The 18,616-nt window shown below is 47.4% G+C and carries 13 protein-coding genes; all 13 read right to left on the bottom strand.

Features of this window, described 5'->3' with window-relative positions; genetic code table 11:
• Positions 1–360: 360 nt before the first annotated feature.
• Positions 361–1,635, bottom strand: coding sequence for a tyrosine-type recombinase/integrase (locus tag FFM82_RS05885; protein WP_127849356.1), 1,275 nt, complete (start codon positions 1,633–1,635; stop codon positions 361–363).
• Positions 1,628–1,834 carry a DUF3173 domain-containing protein gene (locus FFM82_RS05880; protein ID WP_033572650.1) on the bottom strand — a complete coding sequence of 69 codons (207 nt, stop codon included), beginning with the start codon at positions 1,832–1,834 and terminating at the stop codon, positions 1,628–1,630. Before FFM82_RS05880 ends, FFM82_RS05885 begins: the two co-directional genes overlap by 8 nt.
• 77 nt (positions 1,835–1,911) lie before the next feature.
• A complete protein-coding gene (locus FFM82_RS05875) occupies positions 1,912–3,192 on the bottom strand; it encodes a replication initiation factor domain-containing protein (RefSeq protein ID WP_033572651.1) in 1,281 nt (426 codons plus the stop codon).
• A 469-nt stretch (positions 3,193–3,661) separates the two neighbouring features.
• Positions 3,662–4,507: an S-4TM family putative pore-forming effector gene (locus FFM82_RS05870; RefSeq protein ID WP_170178228.1), complete on the bottom strand. Its 846-nt coding sequence runs from the start codon at positions 4,505–4,507 to the stop codon at positions 3,662–3,664.
• Positions 4,396–5,154, bottom strand: coding sequence for an SEC-C domain-containing protein (locus FFM82_RS05865; protein ID WP_137644941.1), 759 nt, complete (start codon positions 5,152–5,154; stop codon positions 4,396–4,398). The genes FFM82_RS05870 and FFM82_RS05865 overlap by 112 nt, the downstream gene beginning before the upstream one ends.
• Positions 5,139–6,302 (bottom strand): nucleotidyltransferase domain-containing protein, encoded by a 1,164-nt coding sequence (locus FFM82_RS05860; protein WP_137644940.1) that lies wholly within the window; start codon positions 6,300–6,302, stop codon positions 5,139–5,141. The genes FFM82_RS05865 and FFM82_RS05860 overlap by 16 nt, the downstream gene beginning before the upstream one ends.
• 100 nt (positions 6,303–6,402) lie before the next feature.
• Positions 6,403–9,552, bottom strand: a complete 3,150-nt coding sequence (locus FFM82_RS05855; protein WP_137644939.1) for a type I restriction endonuclease subunit R — start codon at positions 9,550–9,552, stop codon at positions 6,403–6,405.
• On the bottom strand, positions 9,545–10,675 hold the full coding sequence (locus tag FFM82_RS05850; RefSeq protein ID WP_137644938.1) for a restriction endonuclease subunit S: 1,131 nt from the start codon (positions 10,673–10,675) through the stop codon (positions 9,545–9,547). The genes FFM82_RS05855 and FFM82_RS05850 overlap by 8 nt, the downstream gene beginning before the upstream one ends.
• Positions 10,665–12,191: a type I restriction-modification system subunit M gene (locus tag FFM82_RS05845; protein ID WP_137644937.1), complete on the bottom strand. Its 1,527-nt coding sequence runs from the start codon at positions 12,189–12,191 to the stop codon at positions 10,665–10,667. The genes FFM82_RS05850 and FFM82_RS05845 overlap by 11 nt, the downstream gene beginning before the upstream one ends.
• A gap of 336 nt (positions 12,192–12,527) precedes the next feature.
• A complete protein-coding gene (gene guaA, locus FFM82_RS05840; RefSeq protein ID WP_137644936.1) occupies positions 12,528–14,084 on the bottom strand; it encodes a glutamine-hydrolyzing GMP synthase in 1,557 nt (518 codons plus the stop codon).
• 94 nt (positions 14,085–14,178) lie between these two features.
• Positions 14,179–15,102, bottom strand: coding sequence for a type I pantothenate kinase (gene coaA / locus FFM82_RS05835; protein ID WP_137644935.1), 924 nt, complete (start codon positions 15,100–15,102; stop codon positions 14,179–14,181).
• 209 nt (positions 15,103–15,311) lie between these two features.
• Positions 15,312–17,528 (bottom strand): bacterial Ig-like domain-containing protein, encoded by a 2,217-nt coding sequence (locus FFM82_RS05830; protein ID WP_137644934.1) that lies wholly within the window; start codon positions 17,526–17,528, stop codon positions 15,312–15,314.
• Positions 17,485–18,477, bottom strand: a complete 993-nt coding sequence (locus FFM82_RS05825; protein ID WP_137644933.1) for a KxYKxGKxW signal peptide domain-containing protein — start codon at positions 18,475–18,477, stop codon at positions 17,485–17,487. Before FFM82_RS05825 ends, FFM82_RS05830 begins: the two co-directional genes overlap by 44 nt.
• Positions 18,478–18,616: the final 139 nt, after the last annotated feature.

Raw genomic sequence — 18,616 nt, 5'->3', positions numbered from 1 at the left:
GACTTATTCTTAACCACTAACCAGGCCCCTAGACCAATCAGTAAAGCAACGATAATAACCCAAATCCATAAGTGACGCTTTCTTTGCATCTTACTCCCTCCAACCATGTTCCCTTATAATGGTTTGTTTCTACTAAAACCATACCATTATAAAATGTTTATCAAACAATTATTATTATATATCTTAACTATATGAAGTTACAATGCCACGTCAAAAAGCACGACTACCATTACGGTAATCGTGCTTTCTTAATCGCTATTTAATTCGAATGGTTCTCAATCACAACCAGTTATCCCAGCCGCGATCTATTCCCATTCAAGCGTATTTTCAGCGGCGCTAACCCGCGCCACCACTAGCTTTCTATGCCTCAACTGCTGTTTTGGCGGGGAGTTTGGCGGGGCTTAGTTGATCGTACTTTACCGCCTGATTCCCCACGAACCGCACCTGATTCTGACCCGCCGTCTTGATCGTGATGTTACCCGCAATCTGTTCGGCGATATCTGCATCCAGTCCGCCCCATAAGTGCGAGTAGTGCTTCAGCGTGATCTCAGGTGACGAATGGCCTAAGCGCTTGGACAACACCAGTACGGAGACGTTGAACTCATTGATGAGATACGACGCATGACTGTGGCGCAGCCCTTTGCCTTCGACTGGGTGCACCTGCGCCAACTTGGCGTAGCGGTGGATAATCCGCGAGATCGTGGACTTGGTCATCGGCAAGCCATCGTAGGTCATGACGAAATCATCTACCCCACCCAGACCGAAACTATGCTGCACCTCGCGCCAGCGCCGTAGAATTGCCACGGTGTCATCATCAAGCGTCAAGATGCGCTTGCCGCTGTCTGTCTTCGTGTAGTCGTGGCGCTCCCAGTCATGCCGGTTCTTCATCACCAGCATGTGGTCAACGTGTAGCTGCTTCTTGGCGAGATCAACATCTCGCCACCACAGCGCCGTGCCTTCGTTGACGCGCACGCCAGTCAGGAAGTACAGCCACAACATCACGAAGTTCAGGTGACCGTAAATGTCATCAATGCAGATTTGCGCGATGACTTGTTCAAACTCAGCTTTCGTCCAGAACGGCACGCTGCTTTTGGCCTTAGGAATCGCCTTGACCCGCTTCGACACATTGCTGGACAGGTACTGCATCTGCATCGCATGGTCAAGGGACTTGCGGAAGCAGCCGAACACCAAACCAGCATAGCCTTGCGAGTAGCCCGCACCGCCGTCTTTTTCATCCGTGAGCAGCCACGTGCGGAAGTTCTGCACGTCGGTGATATCGATATCGCGCAACAGCTGGTCGCCAAAGCGGGCGATACAGATATCAAAGCTGCGATTACGGACAGCGAAGGTGCTTTCCTCCACGTCGGTTTTGTACGCTGGGATATACGCGTCTTTCATGAACTGGCGGTAGGTCATGCGAAAGTTCGTAAACCCATGCGCCTCATGATATTCACGCTTCACCCGCGTAAGTTCCTTGTTCGCCGCAAACGCAGTGTTGAATGGCATTCCTTGACTGTCCTTCCGCCCTTTCTTGCGGACGCGCTTGCCACTCATCTTATCGGTGCCCAACTCGGTTTCATAGTAGAAGTTACCTTTGGCGTCTATGAATACGCCTGGATATTTGGTTTTACTCATTCTCAACAGCTCCATTCATCGGTGACCCGAGAATGGACTCAACGACAGAACGCGGCACGCGCCCTAAGTTTCGGTTGAGATACAAGGGATAACCCTTTTGTACCATCCTTTGCTTCGCTTGTCTAATAATATTGCGCGCGGTGTGCTGCTTAAAACCTAATGCCATCAGATCTTGATAGCAGACAAAACTCTTATCCAATTACGTCACTTCCTTCTCATTGATTGAAGTGAGATAATCAAACCAGATAGGACCCAAATCTTATCTGTGAAGGGTGACTACTTGCTTTGGTCGGCATAGTCGCTCTTTTTTGATGTCTCACTCGGTTCTGAATCCGTCAAAACGCCGTTGCGGTGATGCTGATAGTGGTGAATCAAGTCCCAGTGGCGTTGCGTCAACTTGCCGCCGTCAATAATCGCCTTCAGCTCAGTAGTGCCATTGTACTGATCAATCAGCTGCAACATCTTCAGCGACGGCGCGACCTGCTTCTTGAGCCAACGGGTAATGTGCGCGTAACTCAATGGTTCAGGATTGGTAGAAAGTCGCAGCTTGTCGCGATAATTGCCGATGAAAGCATCCCAGCGCGGATCTGTCGCCCACTGACTCTTCGCTTTGTGACTCGGCGTCAAAAAACGCAGGTAGCGGTTGATGATGCCGAACACAACTTTCTCTGGATCATGCTCTGCCAACAAATTCTTAATTGCCGCAGCGGCGCGTTTGCGACGTAACCGGACTTCAAAGCGTGTCCGTATCGGCTGATCTTCAATCGCAATCTCAGGGTGCTTCTGGTGTTGCTCAAAAGCCTTGTCGTAAATACAGAAGTACACTTCACTTTGCGGCGACCCCAGATACAAGGTTCTGCCCGATACCTTCCACTGCTTGGTGCGATTATCTCGGAAACCATGAAAACGTGAGGTGAATTCATCACGGTCACACTTCTCAATCAAGGTTGGTACGTCAAGCAAGCCATTGCGATCATTGATGGCGAGGTCAACTCGGGTGAAATGACCGTCAAGCGCAATGCACGTCTCTAGGAAGTCGTACCAGGTGCGATTCTGCTGGCGCAAATACGATTCAACATAGCGGCAGCCTTGGCCCTTCAGTTCAATCATTGTGCCACTGTCTTCGCTTGGATCATAACCGTCTGCATTCACATCTTGATACGGCGACAGCAACACATCGATTTCACCACATTTGAAGGTCGCCGCGTACCCGTATCGCGCCCCTTCTTTGAGATTAAAGTGATTCAGGTTAATCTGGAACAGTTCGGTCACCAGTTCTTCATAGTCGTGCGACTTGAAGGTAACGCCCAAGTAATCAATACAGACGTCAACGTTGTTCTGGCCGGTCAACGACCGCAGTGCCAACGTCAATCGCAACCGCGCTTGTTGGTTAATCGGCTTGTTTCCCGTCAGCAGCTGGTTCAAATGCGATCGACTGTAATCAGCCGTCTTCGCTAATTGGCCCTGAGTGATCTTGTGCGTGCGCATCTCATCATGAAACTGGTTTAGCCAGTCGGTATTCGTCATCCCGCCGACTAAGTTCAAATCTTTCAGCATGTTAGCTCCTTTCGAAGCGACCTGACAGCAAAGCCTTCTTTCTGCTTACGCAAAGTGGCTTGCCACCGGCGCTTTCGTCCTACTTACGTGTATTTTGTCTCTAATATTTGCCCCCCTATTAGAGACCGGGGGCTTGTGGCGGCCGGCTAACGCCGACCGCCGCCGCTCGCGCTAGCGGCTTTCGCGCTGCACGCCGCGCACGGCGGCGTACGTTGCAAGACCCCTCCGGAAGGTCTGCGAGAACTTTCGCTCTCAACATATACAGACAGTTTGTGGGACACGTTTTGAAACAAAAGCTGGTACTGTAACAAACTCTTAATGTTAACGATCCGTCAGACTGACATTTTTATAACCGGAATTATTGGCAACAGGATCGATATCCAATAAAAAACCGTATCATCGACAAGGATCGTCATGATACGGAGTTATAAACATGCATCATCACTCACAAGAAACATGAGATTAAAAATCAAGACAATGTCGTATTATGAAAAATTTTATCCACTCTTCTTCTAAGCAGCCAGTATGCAAACATTGGGCTAGTATTTGGAATCAGTCTCTTTTTATTGATCTTATTTTGAGCATCTACTAACTCGCTAACACTAGTGGCTTTTTCTATATCTCGCTCAAGTTGTGAATTTTCATTCTGAACTTCCAGCACATTCATTATGGTATCTCCCAACTTACGAACTGGAACAGAAAAAACAACAAACATTGCAACCAGCATCTTGAATAAGCTTTCTTTATTAATCACTCCGATCGTGATAATGCCGACAAGAACCAGCACTACTTCCAAACACACCATATGATTAACGCGCTTATCAAAACCTGTATTTTCCAACATAGCATTTTTTGTTGCCTGTAACCTATCCCACGCGGGTTTATTGTAGTACCAATCTTTTACGCCGCCCTTCTGTGGATTACTGCCATTGTGAGTAGTCTGAGTAACTACCCATTTTGGGTGCGTAGACATCGCCAGTTTTGCTTGTCGAACAGTTGAGTCTGGCAATTTAGATGACCAGCCAAACACATAATGATCAAATTCCGTTCTGAAGCCTGTGCCTTTCTCAATGTTTCGTGTAACCACACAATCTAAGTAAAAACCAACGAAAAACCATATTATTTGCATCACCACCACAAACGTTTCAAGCTTAATTGTTCCTACGATGGCAAGGATTACCATTCCCGTCCAATTTATCAGATTCAACCAATCTGCGGTATTGTAAAACCATCTACTAGCTGCCTGCACGATAAGGGCATCATCGGTGTTTTGTCTCGTCCATATTGTATTTTTTGACGAATCGTTGCTTGCCAACTTGATAGTTCCTCCAAATCAGTTTTCATCTGCATCCATGCATCAACCGTGGGGCACAAACTGGATAACGTTCTCATGTGACAGGCTCTAAGAGAACGACCTGATCTACATGGACACGGTTTATTCGCGTTAACCTTTGGGTTCTGAATGCACTTCAGAAAATCTACGATTGTAGCTAATTTTTCGACTCCCAGTCGATTACCATAATCTGCAAGAATACCCGCAAGTCCATGCTGCTGCGGTTCAATCAAATAGCACGAAAATTGCTGCCAGTATGCATATTGCGTCATATAGCCTAAGATCAACTCTAACAGCACCTTTTCGGGGTGTAGACCTACCAGCTTGTTTCGCAATTCAATGGGGGTTGCTAGACAGAGTGTCCTATCAGGATTGATGTGCTCAAAATGAACGTCTAACAACTTTTCATAATCAATAACCAACGGTAAATCCTTTGGGAACTTCTTCGAAATCAAAATGCCAATATTATAGTTAAGCCATAATGGTATCCGTCCCGCATTAACTATTCCCTTAATATGGACCTTTATCACAATAGACCCATTTTGATCACGACATTCTAATTCTTCAAAGAATGAATTTTGACTAACGGCATTCCTAACTGTCGCTGAGCTAATCATTGTTTCTTCCAAGGCTTAACGCCATTAGAGCTATTCACATTAAAGCGAGGCATATTTGGGGACTTTTTGTTTATGAGTAGTAATCCCCTAAACTGTTGTTCAAACTCCAGATCACTTTGCCCACGTTTCTTGTAATCCTTGGTAATAACCTGCAAACTTTTAATCCACCCAAAGAATTCCTTTGAGGCAACCGCTCCGGTTTCGTTCCATGAGCTCAGAACATTATCTTCCCAATTGGTGGGATTTCTCAGAACCCACTTTCCGTTTTCTCTCATTACAATTTTGGCGATAGGCATCGTTTGATAGGTTGTGGCGTATGCTTCCCCCCTTTCATGTAATAGGAACACCTGGTTAAGCTCCAGAATAATTGCATCCAGTAGCTCAAGACTGGTTACGCTTGGGCTTATACTTTGCGCAAGCTTTGTTACAATCGTTGTGATAATCACTGAAGGAGAAGAAGTCTTCGCATCAATTTCGTCGTAGTAGACATCCCTAAGACGCTTTAGTAATTTGATTGATTGCCTAAGGCGACTACTTGGTGTGTCATCATCGGGAAGTTCCTCAACAGAAGCAAACACTCCCCGGCTCTCTTGAATGAATCTACTATCAAATTGATCAGCTTTCTCCTCAAACCACTTACGATACCCTTGTGGATTATTAGTAATCCACCCTCTTGAAAGACTATCGATTGCTATCGAGGTTTCAACCAATTCGGATTCTTCTGTTTTAGCTCTTAAGACCGCCAATTTTAATTCCGATTCCCGAACCGCTGGAATTAGATCAATGGAAAAAGAAACGCCCGAAGGATCATCTGCATAGTGTACTGTTACACAACGCTCATAATAATCAATCTCCAGCGAGCGTTCTTTACAAACTTCTCGAGCTGTCTGTCTTAGAAGCAGCATAAGTTGTCCACTATCTAATTCATCTTTTGAATAATCATCGAAATTACAAATCACATCTACATCGTAGGCTTGCTCTTTACCTTTTGCGAATGGACGAACAGCCGTTTTTAAGGCAAACGATCCCTGGGGATAGAAACTGATATTAAGCCCCCTGGCTTGTATTCCCTCACACAAATGTGTGTATAGAGTAACGGCACGTTCACGTTGGGTTTTCGTTAACTCTATATCTTCCAACTGCTTTCCAGGATTAATCACATTAACTCCTCCAATTCAAATTATTACGTCATTCGGAATTAATTATAACACAATAAGAGTACGGGAACCTGTGTTTGTACGCTATATATTGTGCTTGCACTTATAAATTGGCACCAGTTTCGTTGAACGCCATCTTCTCAGCCTGCTCAACAACAGTCTCCACCGCAGACTTAGTAAAATCAGGCGGATACCCATACTTGCGCAACAATCTCTTAACAGCGATTCGCATGCTTGCCCGAGCTGACTCACGCTGTACCCAATCTGTTCTTTGAGCAGAATCGCGCACTTCTTTAACTAGAGCTTTAGCAATCTCTTGTAGCTTGTCAGCACCCAGTTCCTCAGCCGCACGTTTTTCATCCGCTAGTGCGTCATAGAACGCTTTTTCTTCAACGGACAGGCCCAAATCTTGGCCATCAGTCTCTGCAGCCTGCATGGTCTTAGCAAGTTCAATGAGCTTACGAATCACTAATTCGGTGGTCACGCCACGTTGGTTGTACGCGTCCAATGACGCTTCCAACATATCGCCGAACTTACGCGACTGAACTAAGTTTACCTTGGTCATCGCTCTGATTTTGCCTTTGAGTAACCGTTCAAGCAACTTCATCGCCAGACTCTTCTCCGGCATCTGCCCAACGCTATCCAAAAAATCTTCGGATAGCAAGCTTAGCTCCGGCCGCTCTAATCCTAGCTCTTCGTACAGATCAATAGGTTTCTCTGCCAACACAGATTGATTAACAAGTTGATCGAGCTTCAGGTTTAACTGGCTGTTGCCAATCTTGCGCCGCGAATCACTGGCGGTTTGCATCAGCTTAATCAACGCATTCTTAACTGCAACAAAGAAGCCTACCTCACCGGCAATGGCGACGGCTTGATCCGTCGTGACGACTAACGCATGTGCTTTCTGAAGTTGAACAACGATATCGGCAAACTTGCGCTGCTGATCAGGTTGCAACATTGCGACAGCGTTTAGCGCCGTGCGGAACGCCTTTTGACTCTTCTTACGATCATCACTGGTGAAGTCACTGTAATCAACATGATACAAGTAGTCGTTAGTGATGATGTCGTATTTTTCCTTCATCAACATGATGGCTTTGTCCACGTTAATTCCAGTCTGCTCTTGGTCAGAATCAGAGTATTGTTGCAACGCCGCCTTTAGACTGTCAGCAATCCCGATATAATCAACGATTAAGCCACCATCTTTATCTTTGAAGACCCGGTTGACACGGGCGATGGCTTGCATCAGGTTGTAACCGTGCATTGGCTTGTCGATGTACATTGTATTCACTGCTGGCGCATCAAATCCAGTCAGCCACATGTCTACCACAATGACTACTTGAAGTTCATCTTGATCGTCCTTCATTCGCTGTTGAAGATTGCGACGATCCGCTGCATTCGTGTGATGTTTCGCAAGCTCCGGCCCATCAGAGGCAGCGTCGGACGTCATGATGACCTTTATTTTGCCCTTCATCAAATCGTCAGAATGCCAATCTGGACGTAACTTGATAATCTCATCATAGAGCTTCACCGCATTTCGACGCGACATTTCAACGATAATTGACTTGCCGAACTCCTGCGCTTGACGCGCCTCAAAATGCTTTACAAAGTGCTTCGCCAGAACTTCTAAGCGTCCTTTCGTACCAGCCAGTCGCTCCAGCTTGGTAAACTCAGCGCGGCGTTTCTGTTCTTCGGTCTGTTCGCCTGCATTGTAAACCCCAGCTTCTTCCATCACCATTTCGTACTTATGCTGTACCTGTGGATCGAGATCTAGCGGGATGATGTGGTTCTCATAGTAAATCCGCACGGTTGCGTGGTCACGCACCGCGGCAGACATATCGTATACATCGATGTAGTCACCAAATACACCACGTGTCGACTTATCACTGAAGTCAATCGGCGTACCAGTAAAACCGATGAAGGAAGCGTTAGGTAATGCTTCTCGCATGTACTGCGCATAACCATACTTCACCCCATTCTTGGTGAATTTCGCTTTCAACCCATACTGCGAACGGTGGGCTTCGTCAGAGATCACAATGATGTCAGACCGTGTATTGAGAACCGGCATTCTATCCTCGTTTTCTTCTGGCGCGAACTTTTGGATGGTGGAAAAGACAATACCGCCGCCCTTGCGTTCCAACAAATCACGGACTTCCGTACGCGATTTTGCTTGTGTTGGCGTCTGCCGAAGATAATCATGTGCCGCGGCAAAAGTCTGTCCTAATTGGTCATCAAGATCATTACGGTCATTCACAACCAGAATCGTCGGATTGCCCAGCTTACGACTGACAATACCTGAGAAGAACACCATTGAAAGGGATTTGCCAGAACCTTGCGTATGCCAAACCACCCCGATACGATTGCTATCAGGATCTTGGAGTGTCTTAGCCGCGGCTTCAACAGCCTTGTTGACCATGTAGTATTGATGGTAAGCGGCGAGAATCTTGAAGGTCTTCGCCCCATCGGTCTCAAAAATGATGAAGTTCTGAATCAAGTCCAATACAACGTCACGCTTCATCATATTATTGATTAGCGTCTCCATTGCATAGACATCCAACTGTTTGTCATCACGCTGCTCAGGTGAACGCCATTGCATGAAGCGGTCAAAGCCAGCAGACAGGGAACCCGTCTGCGCATTTACCCCGTCACTAATGACAAGAATTTCGTTGTAGGCCATGTAGTCAGAAATATCTTGCTTGTAGGTCTGTAATTGGTTAAACGCGTCTTCAATTCCCACATTGGCATTGGCCTGGTTCTTCAGTTCAAACGTCACAAGTGGCAACCCATTGATAAATATCGTAATATCCGGGCGCCGTTGACGGTCACCTTGCGCCATCGTAAACTGGTTGGTCACTACAAAATCATTGGCATCCACATTATCGAAATCGATTGGTTTAAGTACATAGGTGTGGTCTTGCCCATCTTCAGTAACTTTAACCTTCGCACCCTCAATGATTAGCTTGTGTAGTTGATGGTTGTTTGCCATCAAGTCAGGGCCATCCGTCACCAAATAAAACTGGCGGACTGCCTCCTTATAGATAGCATCCTTCAGTCCTGGTGTATTATGTTCCAATGCGTCACGTAAACGCTGGTGCAAAATCACCCGCTTGTGGTCATTATTACGCTCGGCGTCAATGACATCATTGGGGTCTTTATAGCTTTCACTTCGGTAATCTTGATACCCCAAGGATACCAGCGCATCAATTGCCTCCAGCTCAACATCCTGTTCGTTTGTAAATGATTTGGTGTTAGGCATTATTATTCATCACCGTTTCGATGTTTGACAGATCTATGTCACCAGCAAGCAGTTTAGGCAAGAGTACGTTGCGAAGCCTGATCAAATGCTGGTTCTGCTCTTTGTTCAGCTTGATCATGTCAATAATATCCATTATTTGGAATCCAAATTGTTGAGCAACTTCTTTGACGTAAGGAATTTCGTATGAGTACGCTACTCTAGGCAATACTCGCTGGCGTGAATTTGTCGACCCTGTTGTATTGGATTCAAGATACGTCTGATACCTTTTATCATTCACAACAGCGTACACAAATGCTTGCATTTCAGGTACATCAGCATTAAATGTTAGAAACTCGGTTGAGGCAACATTTAGTAACTCCTTAGACGTGTTTGGCAACCACACTCTCTTTACATCTGGATTCATCTTAGATACTAAAATTGAAAATGGCTCAACTACATTTTTATTGCTCTTGATATCTGAAGCAGCATCAACAATTGGAAATCTAGTGGCATCAAATGCGGGCATACTAAAATGGTTAACAAAGACCTCACTACTTTTCTTGGGATTAAACGTACCTGACTTTGTTCGTATTATGCTCGACAGCTTCACCTTACTGGCATTTTTGACCAGGTCACTACCTAAGTACACTCTATTAAACATGCCATCAATTAACTTCAATAAATTCTTGTCAATTTGTTGATTAAGTTGAATTTTTTTGTCAATTGTTTGCAATATATTAGCAACAGTTACCTGAGTGGCCAAATCCGGAATTTTTACTGGAATAGAATACAGATTGTTGCGATTAAGGCCCGGAACTGCACTATCAGTATTCATTTCCTGAAGTGGTAAAAATTGCAACAAATAATACGCAAAATATATATCAAGATCTTTTAAGTCTTCTCGCGTAACATAGTAAGTCGTGTCAATAGGATAAAATGAATTCTCTGTCAAAAAAACAGATCCAATATTCCCCTTCCGTCCAATAATTATTGCCGGACCGTCAACAATTGAACGATTATGATAGTCGGTGACTCCAGAAGATCCATATACAGGAATTTTTCCAGAAACCCGATTTTTCTTCGGTAAAGCTCTTCCATAATTTGCTGTAATCACATCGCCCAATCTTACAATTCTATTTTCCATAACCAATTCCTCGCAGATTTTTCAGGATTCGTTGCTGAAGAATGTTACCTTGCTTAAATTGGTCTTGTAAGTCAGCACTGATCTTGTTCATCTCAACGTCATAGTCTTCATCACTCATCTGTTCTTGATGAGCCAAACCAACATATCGGCCAGGCGTTAGGACATAATCATTAGTCTTAATTTCTTTAAGTTGAACGGCCTTACAAAACCCCAGAACATCCTTATATATCTCACCGGACGTACCATTGTAGGCGTGGTAAACACTAGCAATTTTGTCAATATCTTCTCGTGTGAATTCTCGATGGGTTCGATCGGTCATCTTTCCTAGTTCTCGAGCGTCAATAAATAGCGTTTCACCCGTTCTATCACGTTCCCCTTCACTTGCCTGGTCCATATCAAAAATCCAAACGGCGACGGGAATTGAAACCGAATAAAACATCTGCGTTGGCATCGCAACAATTGCGTCCACCTTATGATCTTCAAGCAGAGCCTTACGGATAGCAAGCTCATCCTTGCTTGACGTAGACAGTGCACCGTTAGCAAGGAAAATCCCCGCTTTACCATCAGGCGCCAGCTTACTCAAAATATGTTCAATCCAAGCATAGTTGGCATTGCTGTTTCCCGGCATGCCCCATTTCCAACGGGCGTCGTCAGTGACCTTATCCGCACCCCAATCCTTGACGTTGAATGGTGGGTTTGCCAGCGCATAATCAAACCGTTCACCACGATGCTGATCATCTAGCAGCGTGTTTGCATTATGTGGACCAAGATTGTTGTCAATACCATGAATTGCCAAGTTCATCTTTGCCAAGCGCCAAGTCGTTGGATTCCATTCTTGGCCATATACAGAAAGGTCAAGGATATTCCCCTGATGTTCACTCACAAACTCTTCAGACTGAACAAACATGCCTCCTGAACCGCAGCACGGATCATAGATCTTGCCACTGAACGGTTGAATCATGTCTACCAGAGTTCGAACAATCGAGCGCGGTGTATAGAACTCACCATCACCATTGGTTGCAAACTTACGCAAGAAGAACTCGTAGACGCGCCCTAGCACGTCATTCTTCCGCGATTCTTCATCCCCTACCCGCACATCGGTAAACAGATCAATAACTTCACCGAGTCGTTCCTTAGATAGATCGTCAGAAGCATAGTTCTTAGGCAACACACCTTTGATGCTGTCATTCTCGTTTTCAATCGAGGTCATGGCAGCATCAATGATGGTTCCGACATCTGGCGTTTTGGCAGCCGCAGCAATGATAGACCAACGTGCATTCTCAGGCAACCAGAAGATGTTTTCGGCATCGTAAAAATCACGATCTTCCGCATCCTCTGGATATTCAGTAGCCTCAAGTTCAGCGTGTCGTTCTTCGAATGTATCGGACACATACTTCAAAAAAATCAGCCCTAACACAACGTTTCGGTAAGTAGACTGATCCATCGACCCCCGTAACTTATCACAAGCTTCCCAGAGCTTATCCTCGATTTTCAGTTCATTGCTTTTGGCTGGCATCAGCTTATCCTCCAATGGATTCTTATTAGTTTCATTTTACTCGATTTGTTCAGTGAATATTCGTCCTTACGTAATCTTTCACTCAACAAATATTTGAGTGCTCTCACGCCTTATGTTTTTACAGAACGCTTAACTTCCGAATTCTGGTCGCATGACATGAGATGGCCTGATCGTTAATGACTGGTTAACAAAAATCCCCGCCAATCAGCCCTCATTCGGCCCAAACTTGGCGGGGATTTTGGCGGGGAACGTAACAATATCCCCGCCAATCGTATCCTTTGTATCTTCCGAAAATGCCGCTAAATCAACATTCCGGGTTCAATTTACATGTACCTTTTATTCCCATTCAATGGTCGAAGGCGGCTTGCTCGTCACATCGTACACGATGCGGTTCACGTGGTCGACTTCGTTTACGATCCGCACGGAAATCTTTTGCAAGACGTCCCACGGAATCCGGGCGAAGTCGGCGGTCATGCCGTCGATCGACGTCACGGCGCGGATCCCGACCGTATAATCGTAAGTCCGGCCGTCACCCATGACCCCAACGGAGCGAATCCCTGGTAAGACGGTGAAGTATTGCCAGATATCGCGGTCGAGGCCGGCCTTCTTAATTTCGTCACGCAGGATGTAATCACTGTCGCGGACGATTTCTAACTTGTCTTCGGTAATTTCACCGATGACCCGAATCCCGAGACCGGGACCTGGGAACGGTTGCCGCCAAACGAGGTCGGAAGGCATGCCCAGCTTTTCACCCAATTCACGGGCTTCATCCTTAAAGAGTGTCCGCAACGGTTCAATCAGCTTGAACTGCATGTCTTCTGGTAAGCCCCCAACGTTATGGTGGGACTTAATGGTTTGTGCGGTGGAAGTCCCACTTTCGATGACGTCGGTGTACAACGTCCCCTGCGCCAGGAATTCCATCCCGTTCAGTTTCGTGGCTTCTTCGTCAAAGACTTGGATAAATTCGTTACCAATAATCTTCCGTTTCTTTTCAGGATCACTGACCCCGGCGAGTTTGCTTAAGAAACGGTCCTTGGCATCCACTTTAATGATGTTCAGCCCAAACTTGCCTTCCAGACTCGCCATCACTTGTTCGGCTTCGCCCTTCCGGAGCAGCCCGTGGTCCACGAAAATACTGGTTAATTGCGTCCCGATGGCTTTGTGTAATAACACACCAACGACACTGGAGTCGACCCCACCGGATAGCCCGAGCAGGACCTTCTTATCGCCAACTTCGGCACGAATCTTTTCGATTTGCATATCGATGAAATCGTCCATCGACCAGTTAGCTTCCGCTTGGCAAACGTCAAACGCAAAGTGCTTCAAAATATCGTTACCGTAGTCCGTATTGCGAACTTCGGCGTGGAATTGAATACCGTAGAACTTCTTATCCACGTTTTGAATGGCCGCGATTGGGCAGTTCTTCGACGTTGCAACCACGTCAAAGCCGTCCGGAGCCGCGGTCACTAAGTCACCGTGGCTCATCCAAACCGACTGTTCCTTCGGCGTATCGTCAAATAAAGTCGACGCGTCGCTGGTCACTTGGATGTTCGCCTTGCCGTATTCACGGTTGTCAGCTGATTCGACCTTACCGCCAGGCAGCGTGTAAGTCATCAACTGCATCCCGTAACAGATTCCCAAGATAGGTAAGCCTAAGTTGAAAATCTCGGGATCAACCCGAAAGGCGCCATCATCGTAAACACTGTTAGGGCCACCGGAGAAAATAATCCCCTTGGGGTGGCGGGCTTTGATTTCTTCAGCGGAAATCGTATTTGGAAGCAATTCCGAATAAACACCGAAATCACGAATGCGCCGGGTAATCAATTGGTTATATTGACTCCCAAAATCCAACACAAGAATTGAGTCGAATGACGCGGTGTCCGTTTTTGCCAAGTTGTTCACTCCTTTTGGATTAATTAATGCTCAATAGGTCTATCATACTGATTCCGGAACGTTCGGTCAATAAATATGAGAAATTTCTTAGCGGCTAATACTTACGAAAGTAAACCGCATCAATCAGGTGGTGCGCGACTTTGTGTAAAATCAAATCCGCACGATTCCGCGTTGGCAGGATATAATCATTCAAGTTTTTCAAGTCCACGTCGTGCCAAACGCCCTTTGCCATCTTAATTGCCGCTTCCGGATCACCAATCGCCCACGGATAAAAGTAGTTCAACGGGTCTTGGAAAGCGGTCTTCATTAACGCTTTAAAGCGTTCCAGGTACCAGGTTTCAATCAGGTCGGCATCGGCATCCACGTAAACCGAAAAATCGGTAAAATCGCTAATGTAGATGTGCTGATTGGTCGGTAACTGTAGCACGTTAATCCCTTCAATAATCAAAATGTCCGGGTGGGTAATAACGTCAAAGCGGTTCGGCACCACGTCGTACGTCTGGTGCGAATACATCGGTGCCTTGGCTAACGGCTGACCGCTCTTAACGTCGTTCAAGAATTCAATCAGTCGCGGCATATTGTAGCTTTCCGGAAAGCCCTTGCGTTCCATCAACTGCATCTTCTTCAACTCGGCGTTCGAATAGAGGAAACCGTCGGTCGTGATCAACTGGGTCCGCCGATTCGGGTAAAGATATTTAAATAAAATTTCTAATAACCGAGCGGTCGTCGATTTTCCCACCGCAACGCTCCCAGAGACCCCAATAATGAACGGGGACTGCTTATTTTTTTGTTGCAAAAAGGACGATTCCGCCGCCCGCCAAGATAAGTAATGTTCGAACTTGGCCTGCAATAAATGCGTAACCGGCAAATAAATTTCGCGGACATCTTCCAAGCTAATTTGGTCGTTGAACGCTTTGATTTCGTGTAAATTTTCGGCCGTTAACGGGACGTGTCCGTTACGGTAAAACCGTTTCCACTGGTCACGTGAAAACCGGTAATAGTTCATCTGCTCTTTCATCGTTGTCTGCCACCATTAGTTAATTAATGGGTTGATTATAGCACATCCAACCGGCCCCCGAACGCCGGCTTGGCGAAATAGTTGGCACCACCCGGCAGTTTATCAAAATATGCCATTTTTTAATTACTTTTCAATAATAATTATAATTTTCACGATTCAAAAAAACGTTTCCACCACCGAATCTGGTAGAAACGTTTAAAAGTCTAAAATTACCGGTCACGACGGCGGCGGGTTGCCCCAACCCCCGCGACCAAACTACTTAATCCGAGAACGCCAGCCAATACCGTCAGCGCACTCCGCGACGTTTCGTCGGTTTGCGGCAAAGATGTCGCGCTGGCCTGAGCCTTCGCACTGGCCGGTTGCACGGTTTTCGGCGCGTCCGGTGTCAGCACCTCTGATTTTTCGCTTTGGCTAGTCGTTGAACTTTGACCATCTACCTGGTCACCATCGGCCGTCGTCTCCTGGCCCGTCCCAGTGCCATTTTGCTGATTGTCACCATCCTGAATACCATCGACCTCACCGAGTTGTTCCGGTTCCTTTGGTTTTTCCGGATTTTCCGGTTCAATTGGTGTTTCAGGGTCGACCACGGTCACGGTTGCGGTAGCCGTCACCACGTTCCCGATGGCATCCGTATACTGGTAGGTGACCTGGTAAGTGCCCGGCCGGTTCGTCGTCACCTTGCCAGTCACGGTTAGGTCAGTCAGCGCTAACGGTTGGCCGGCTGCCGCGGTGGCACTAACGAAGTTATCCGCCGGTTGCCAAGTTGCGCCGGTCGTTAACCGACTGTCCGTAACCTTAATCGCGGCCTTGGAGGCCACTACCGTTACGCTGGCGTTACCGATAATCAAGTTGCCAGCAGCGTCCACGTACCGCAACGTCAGCGGGTAGTCGCCCGGTGTTTGCACGTCCGGCCGCGTATCCGCCGTAATTTTAGTCAGGTCGGCAGTGGTCAACGGCTGCCCACTAGCATCCAAGCTATGCGCCAGGTCCACACTATCTGCCAACTGCCAAGTGGCGTTTGGCCCGGCAATCAGGGTCAGGTCGGTGCCCGCCAAAATCGCCTGGGATTTAAGCGTGGTGACGGTAGCGTTCACGGTTTGGGTCCGTCCCAGGTTATCCGTATACGCTAAGACCACCGTTTGTGGGACACCAACTTTAGCCGTGCTCAGATCCGGTGGCGTGACGACCTGCACGTCGGCGTTGTGGCCATCGATGGTCTGACCGTTACTGTCGGTTGCCGCCGTGATTGCGGTCAGGTAATCCCAGCTAGCGTTCGGCCCAGCAACCACTTCGGTCGCGGTGGTCGTCAAACTGGCAAGGTCGACCGTTACGTAGGCGGTAGCCGTCACCACGTTACCCGCAACGTCGGTATAGCTTAAAGTGACTGGCTGTGCCCCAGCTTTAGCCGGGTCAACCGCCGTCATAGTGACCGCACTAAAGTCCGTCAGCGCCTGACCGGTCGCGTCGGTGACACTGGCCACCAAGTCAGCGGCCGTTAAGCCACTGACTTCACTTGGCCAAACAATCTGGTCGGCGGCCGCGGTAATCGTGGCTTGACTCGCAACAACGTCGACCACGGCGTCAACGTAGAAGACGTTATTCTGCTCATCGGTATATGCAAACCTGACAGTCTGCTGTCCGGCACTAGCTAGGTCAAGCGGCGAAACTTGCTGAATATTCAGATTAGGCCACTGGCTAGCGTCAATCGGATTGCCATCGTAGTCGGTCGCCGTGTTAATGTGATCCACGTAGTTCCAGCTAGCGTCCGGCCCCATAACGACCTCGCTCGGGTTAAAGGTCAGGCTAGCTTGAGACTCGGTTACGTATTGAATGACGTGCATCCCGGTGTTCAACTGAAAAGATTTCATCGGGTTACCCTGGCTATCAGTGGTATATTCGGGTCTTGCAACGTCACCCGTCCCCCACTGGCCGTACCGCACCATCCCATTCGTAATTTTAGGATTGACCAATTTATATTTCCAAACCATGCGGGTGGCACCATCGTCAGTTGTCGCTTCCTCTTGAAACGCATCCGCAACAACGAGTTTTCCATTTTCGGTCCCATCATCTTGATAGTACCGGACATTGTAATTGATCGAGTCACCATAAATATCGGTTAGTGGCGACGTGACAATCATCGTTTCTCCAGCCTTAATCGGAATCGGATCAACATTCCAACCATATTGGAACCACGCCGTTAACATACCACCACGTTTCTGTGGTGAGATATTTTTCAGCGGACTAAAATCGGTAATATTATTGCCCGCAACACTGACAACGACAGACCAAACAGGTGTGTTAGCTTCAAATACCCCTTGAATAAACGGTGCTAAAATTGCAAACTGATGATTATTCAGTCCGGTATTATTGGCCTGGAGCGTATTAGCACGGGTAAACGTCGCACCATGTAATTGCCGAGGTATCAAGCCCCGCAATCAACTTCAACTGGTCATCAGTCGCATACCGCCAATAATCGGTAATTAAATGTAGGCCGTTCAACTTAAGTGCCTGCAATGGGGATAAATCAATTGCCCGCAGTTCCTCCGGTGTCGATCCCAATTCCAAATCAACGTTAACGTACACCCCGTCATTCAAATTACCCAGTAACTGCAGCCCTTTAAGCGACTTAACCGGTAAATAATCATCCCCATCTTTTATTGATACTGATATTGAAGATTTTTGTTCCTTAATCACGTTAACCGTCAGCACCTGGTCATCCGCTAACTTTAATCCCTTACGCACGGCTGCCAACAAATTAGCGTCCTCAAACTGGCCGCTAACGTCTTCGTCACCGGTATCCGCTTCAACTGCACGAACACTTGCCTTAGTCGCCACTGGTTGAGCGGGTGCGACTTTGTTAGCGGCCGCGGCCGGCTTACTTGCCGGTGCAACGTTAGTGGGTGCGGCCGACTGGTCCGTTTCGGGCGCACTGGTTGCGCCCGCTGAGCCGACCGACTGCGATTGCGTCGGCGCCCCGGAATCAGCCTGACTCGGTGCGGTGCTGCTAGTTGGCGTTACCGCGCTAGTTGGTGAAGCCGGTGCGCTTGACGGTTCAGTCACCGTGGCGTCGTTCGGTGCAGTAGCGGACTCATCCGGTGCCGCAGTTGCCGGTGTTACGGGTGTCGAGGAGTCCGTGTTAGCGCTTTTATTTTCCGTAACGACTTTTGGCGCCGTCAGCGTCACCTGCTTAGGCTGAGCCACACTGCCACCGTCAGTCTGGCCCGCCTGAGCCGCTGAATCAACTGGTGCAGCCGCCGCTGCTTGGGCAGTCAGCTTACCCGCCCCGACCGTTGCGACGGTGATTCCCGCAATGACCCACAGGCGCCCCTTTTTGTACATCTTATAATGCCGTTTTTCATTAACTACCATCCGCATAATTGCCACCCCCGTGTTAATATGCGTCAAAAAAGTGAACGAACGATTCGATTGCCAACTCCATTTTCTCCGTCTGCCGTCCCGGTTTAGTTGACTCCCTAAACCTAATGATAACTAAACCATACTGGAGATTGTCATC

The organism is Lactiplantibacillus plajomi (assembly GCF_005405405.1).
GTDB lineage: Bacteria > Bacillota > Bacilli > Lactobacillales > Lactobacillaceae > Lactiplantibacillus > Lactiplantibacillus plajomi.
The sequence above is the reverse complement of the archived record's forward strand: the minus strand, read 5'-3'. Positions and strand labels throughout refer to the sequence as shown.

What these genes read in the sequence shown, in the direction of transcription:
- FFM82_RS05885 (WP_127849356.1), bottom strand. Translation starts at nt 1,635, where the DNA reads ATGAGTAAAACCAAATATCCAGGCGTATTCATAGACGCCAAAGGTAAC.
- FFM82_RS05875 (WP_033572651.1), bottom strand. Translation starts at nt 3,192, where the DNA reads ATGCTGAAAGATTTGAACTTAGTCGGCGGGATGACGAATACCGACTGG.
- FFM82_RS05855 (WP_137644939.1), bottom strand. Translation starts at nt 9,552, where the DNA reads ATGCCTAACACCAAATCATTTACAAACGAACAGGATGTTGAGCTGGAG.
- FFM82_RS05850 (WP_137644938.1), bottom strand. Translation starts at nt 10,675, where the DNA reads ATGGAAAATAGAATTGTAAGATTGGGCGATGTGATTACAGCAAATTAT.
- FFM82_RS05845 (WP_137644937.1), bottom strand. Translation starts at nt 12,191, where the DNA reads ATGCCAGCCAAAAGCAATGAACTGAAAATCGAGGATAAGCTCTGGGAA.
- coaA (WP_137644935.1), bottom strand. Translation starts at nt 15,102, where the DNA reads ATGAAAGAGCAGATGAACTATTACCGGTTTTCACGTGACCAGTGGAAA.
- FFM82_RS05825 (WP_137644933.1), bottom strand. Translation starts at nt 18,477, where the DNA reads ATGCGGATGGTAGTTAATGAAAAACGGCATTATAAGATGTACAAAAAG.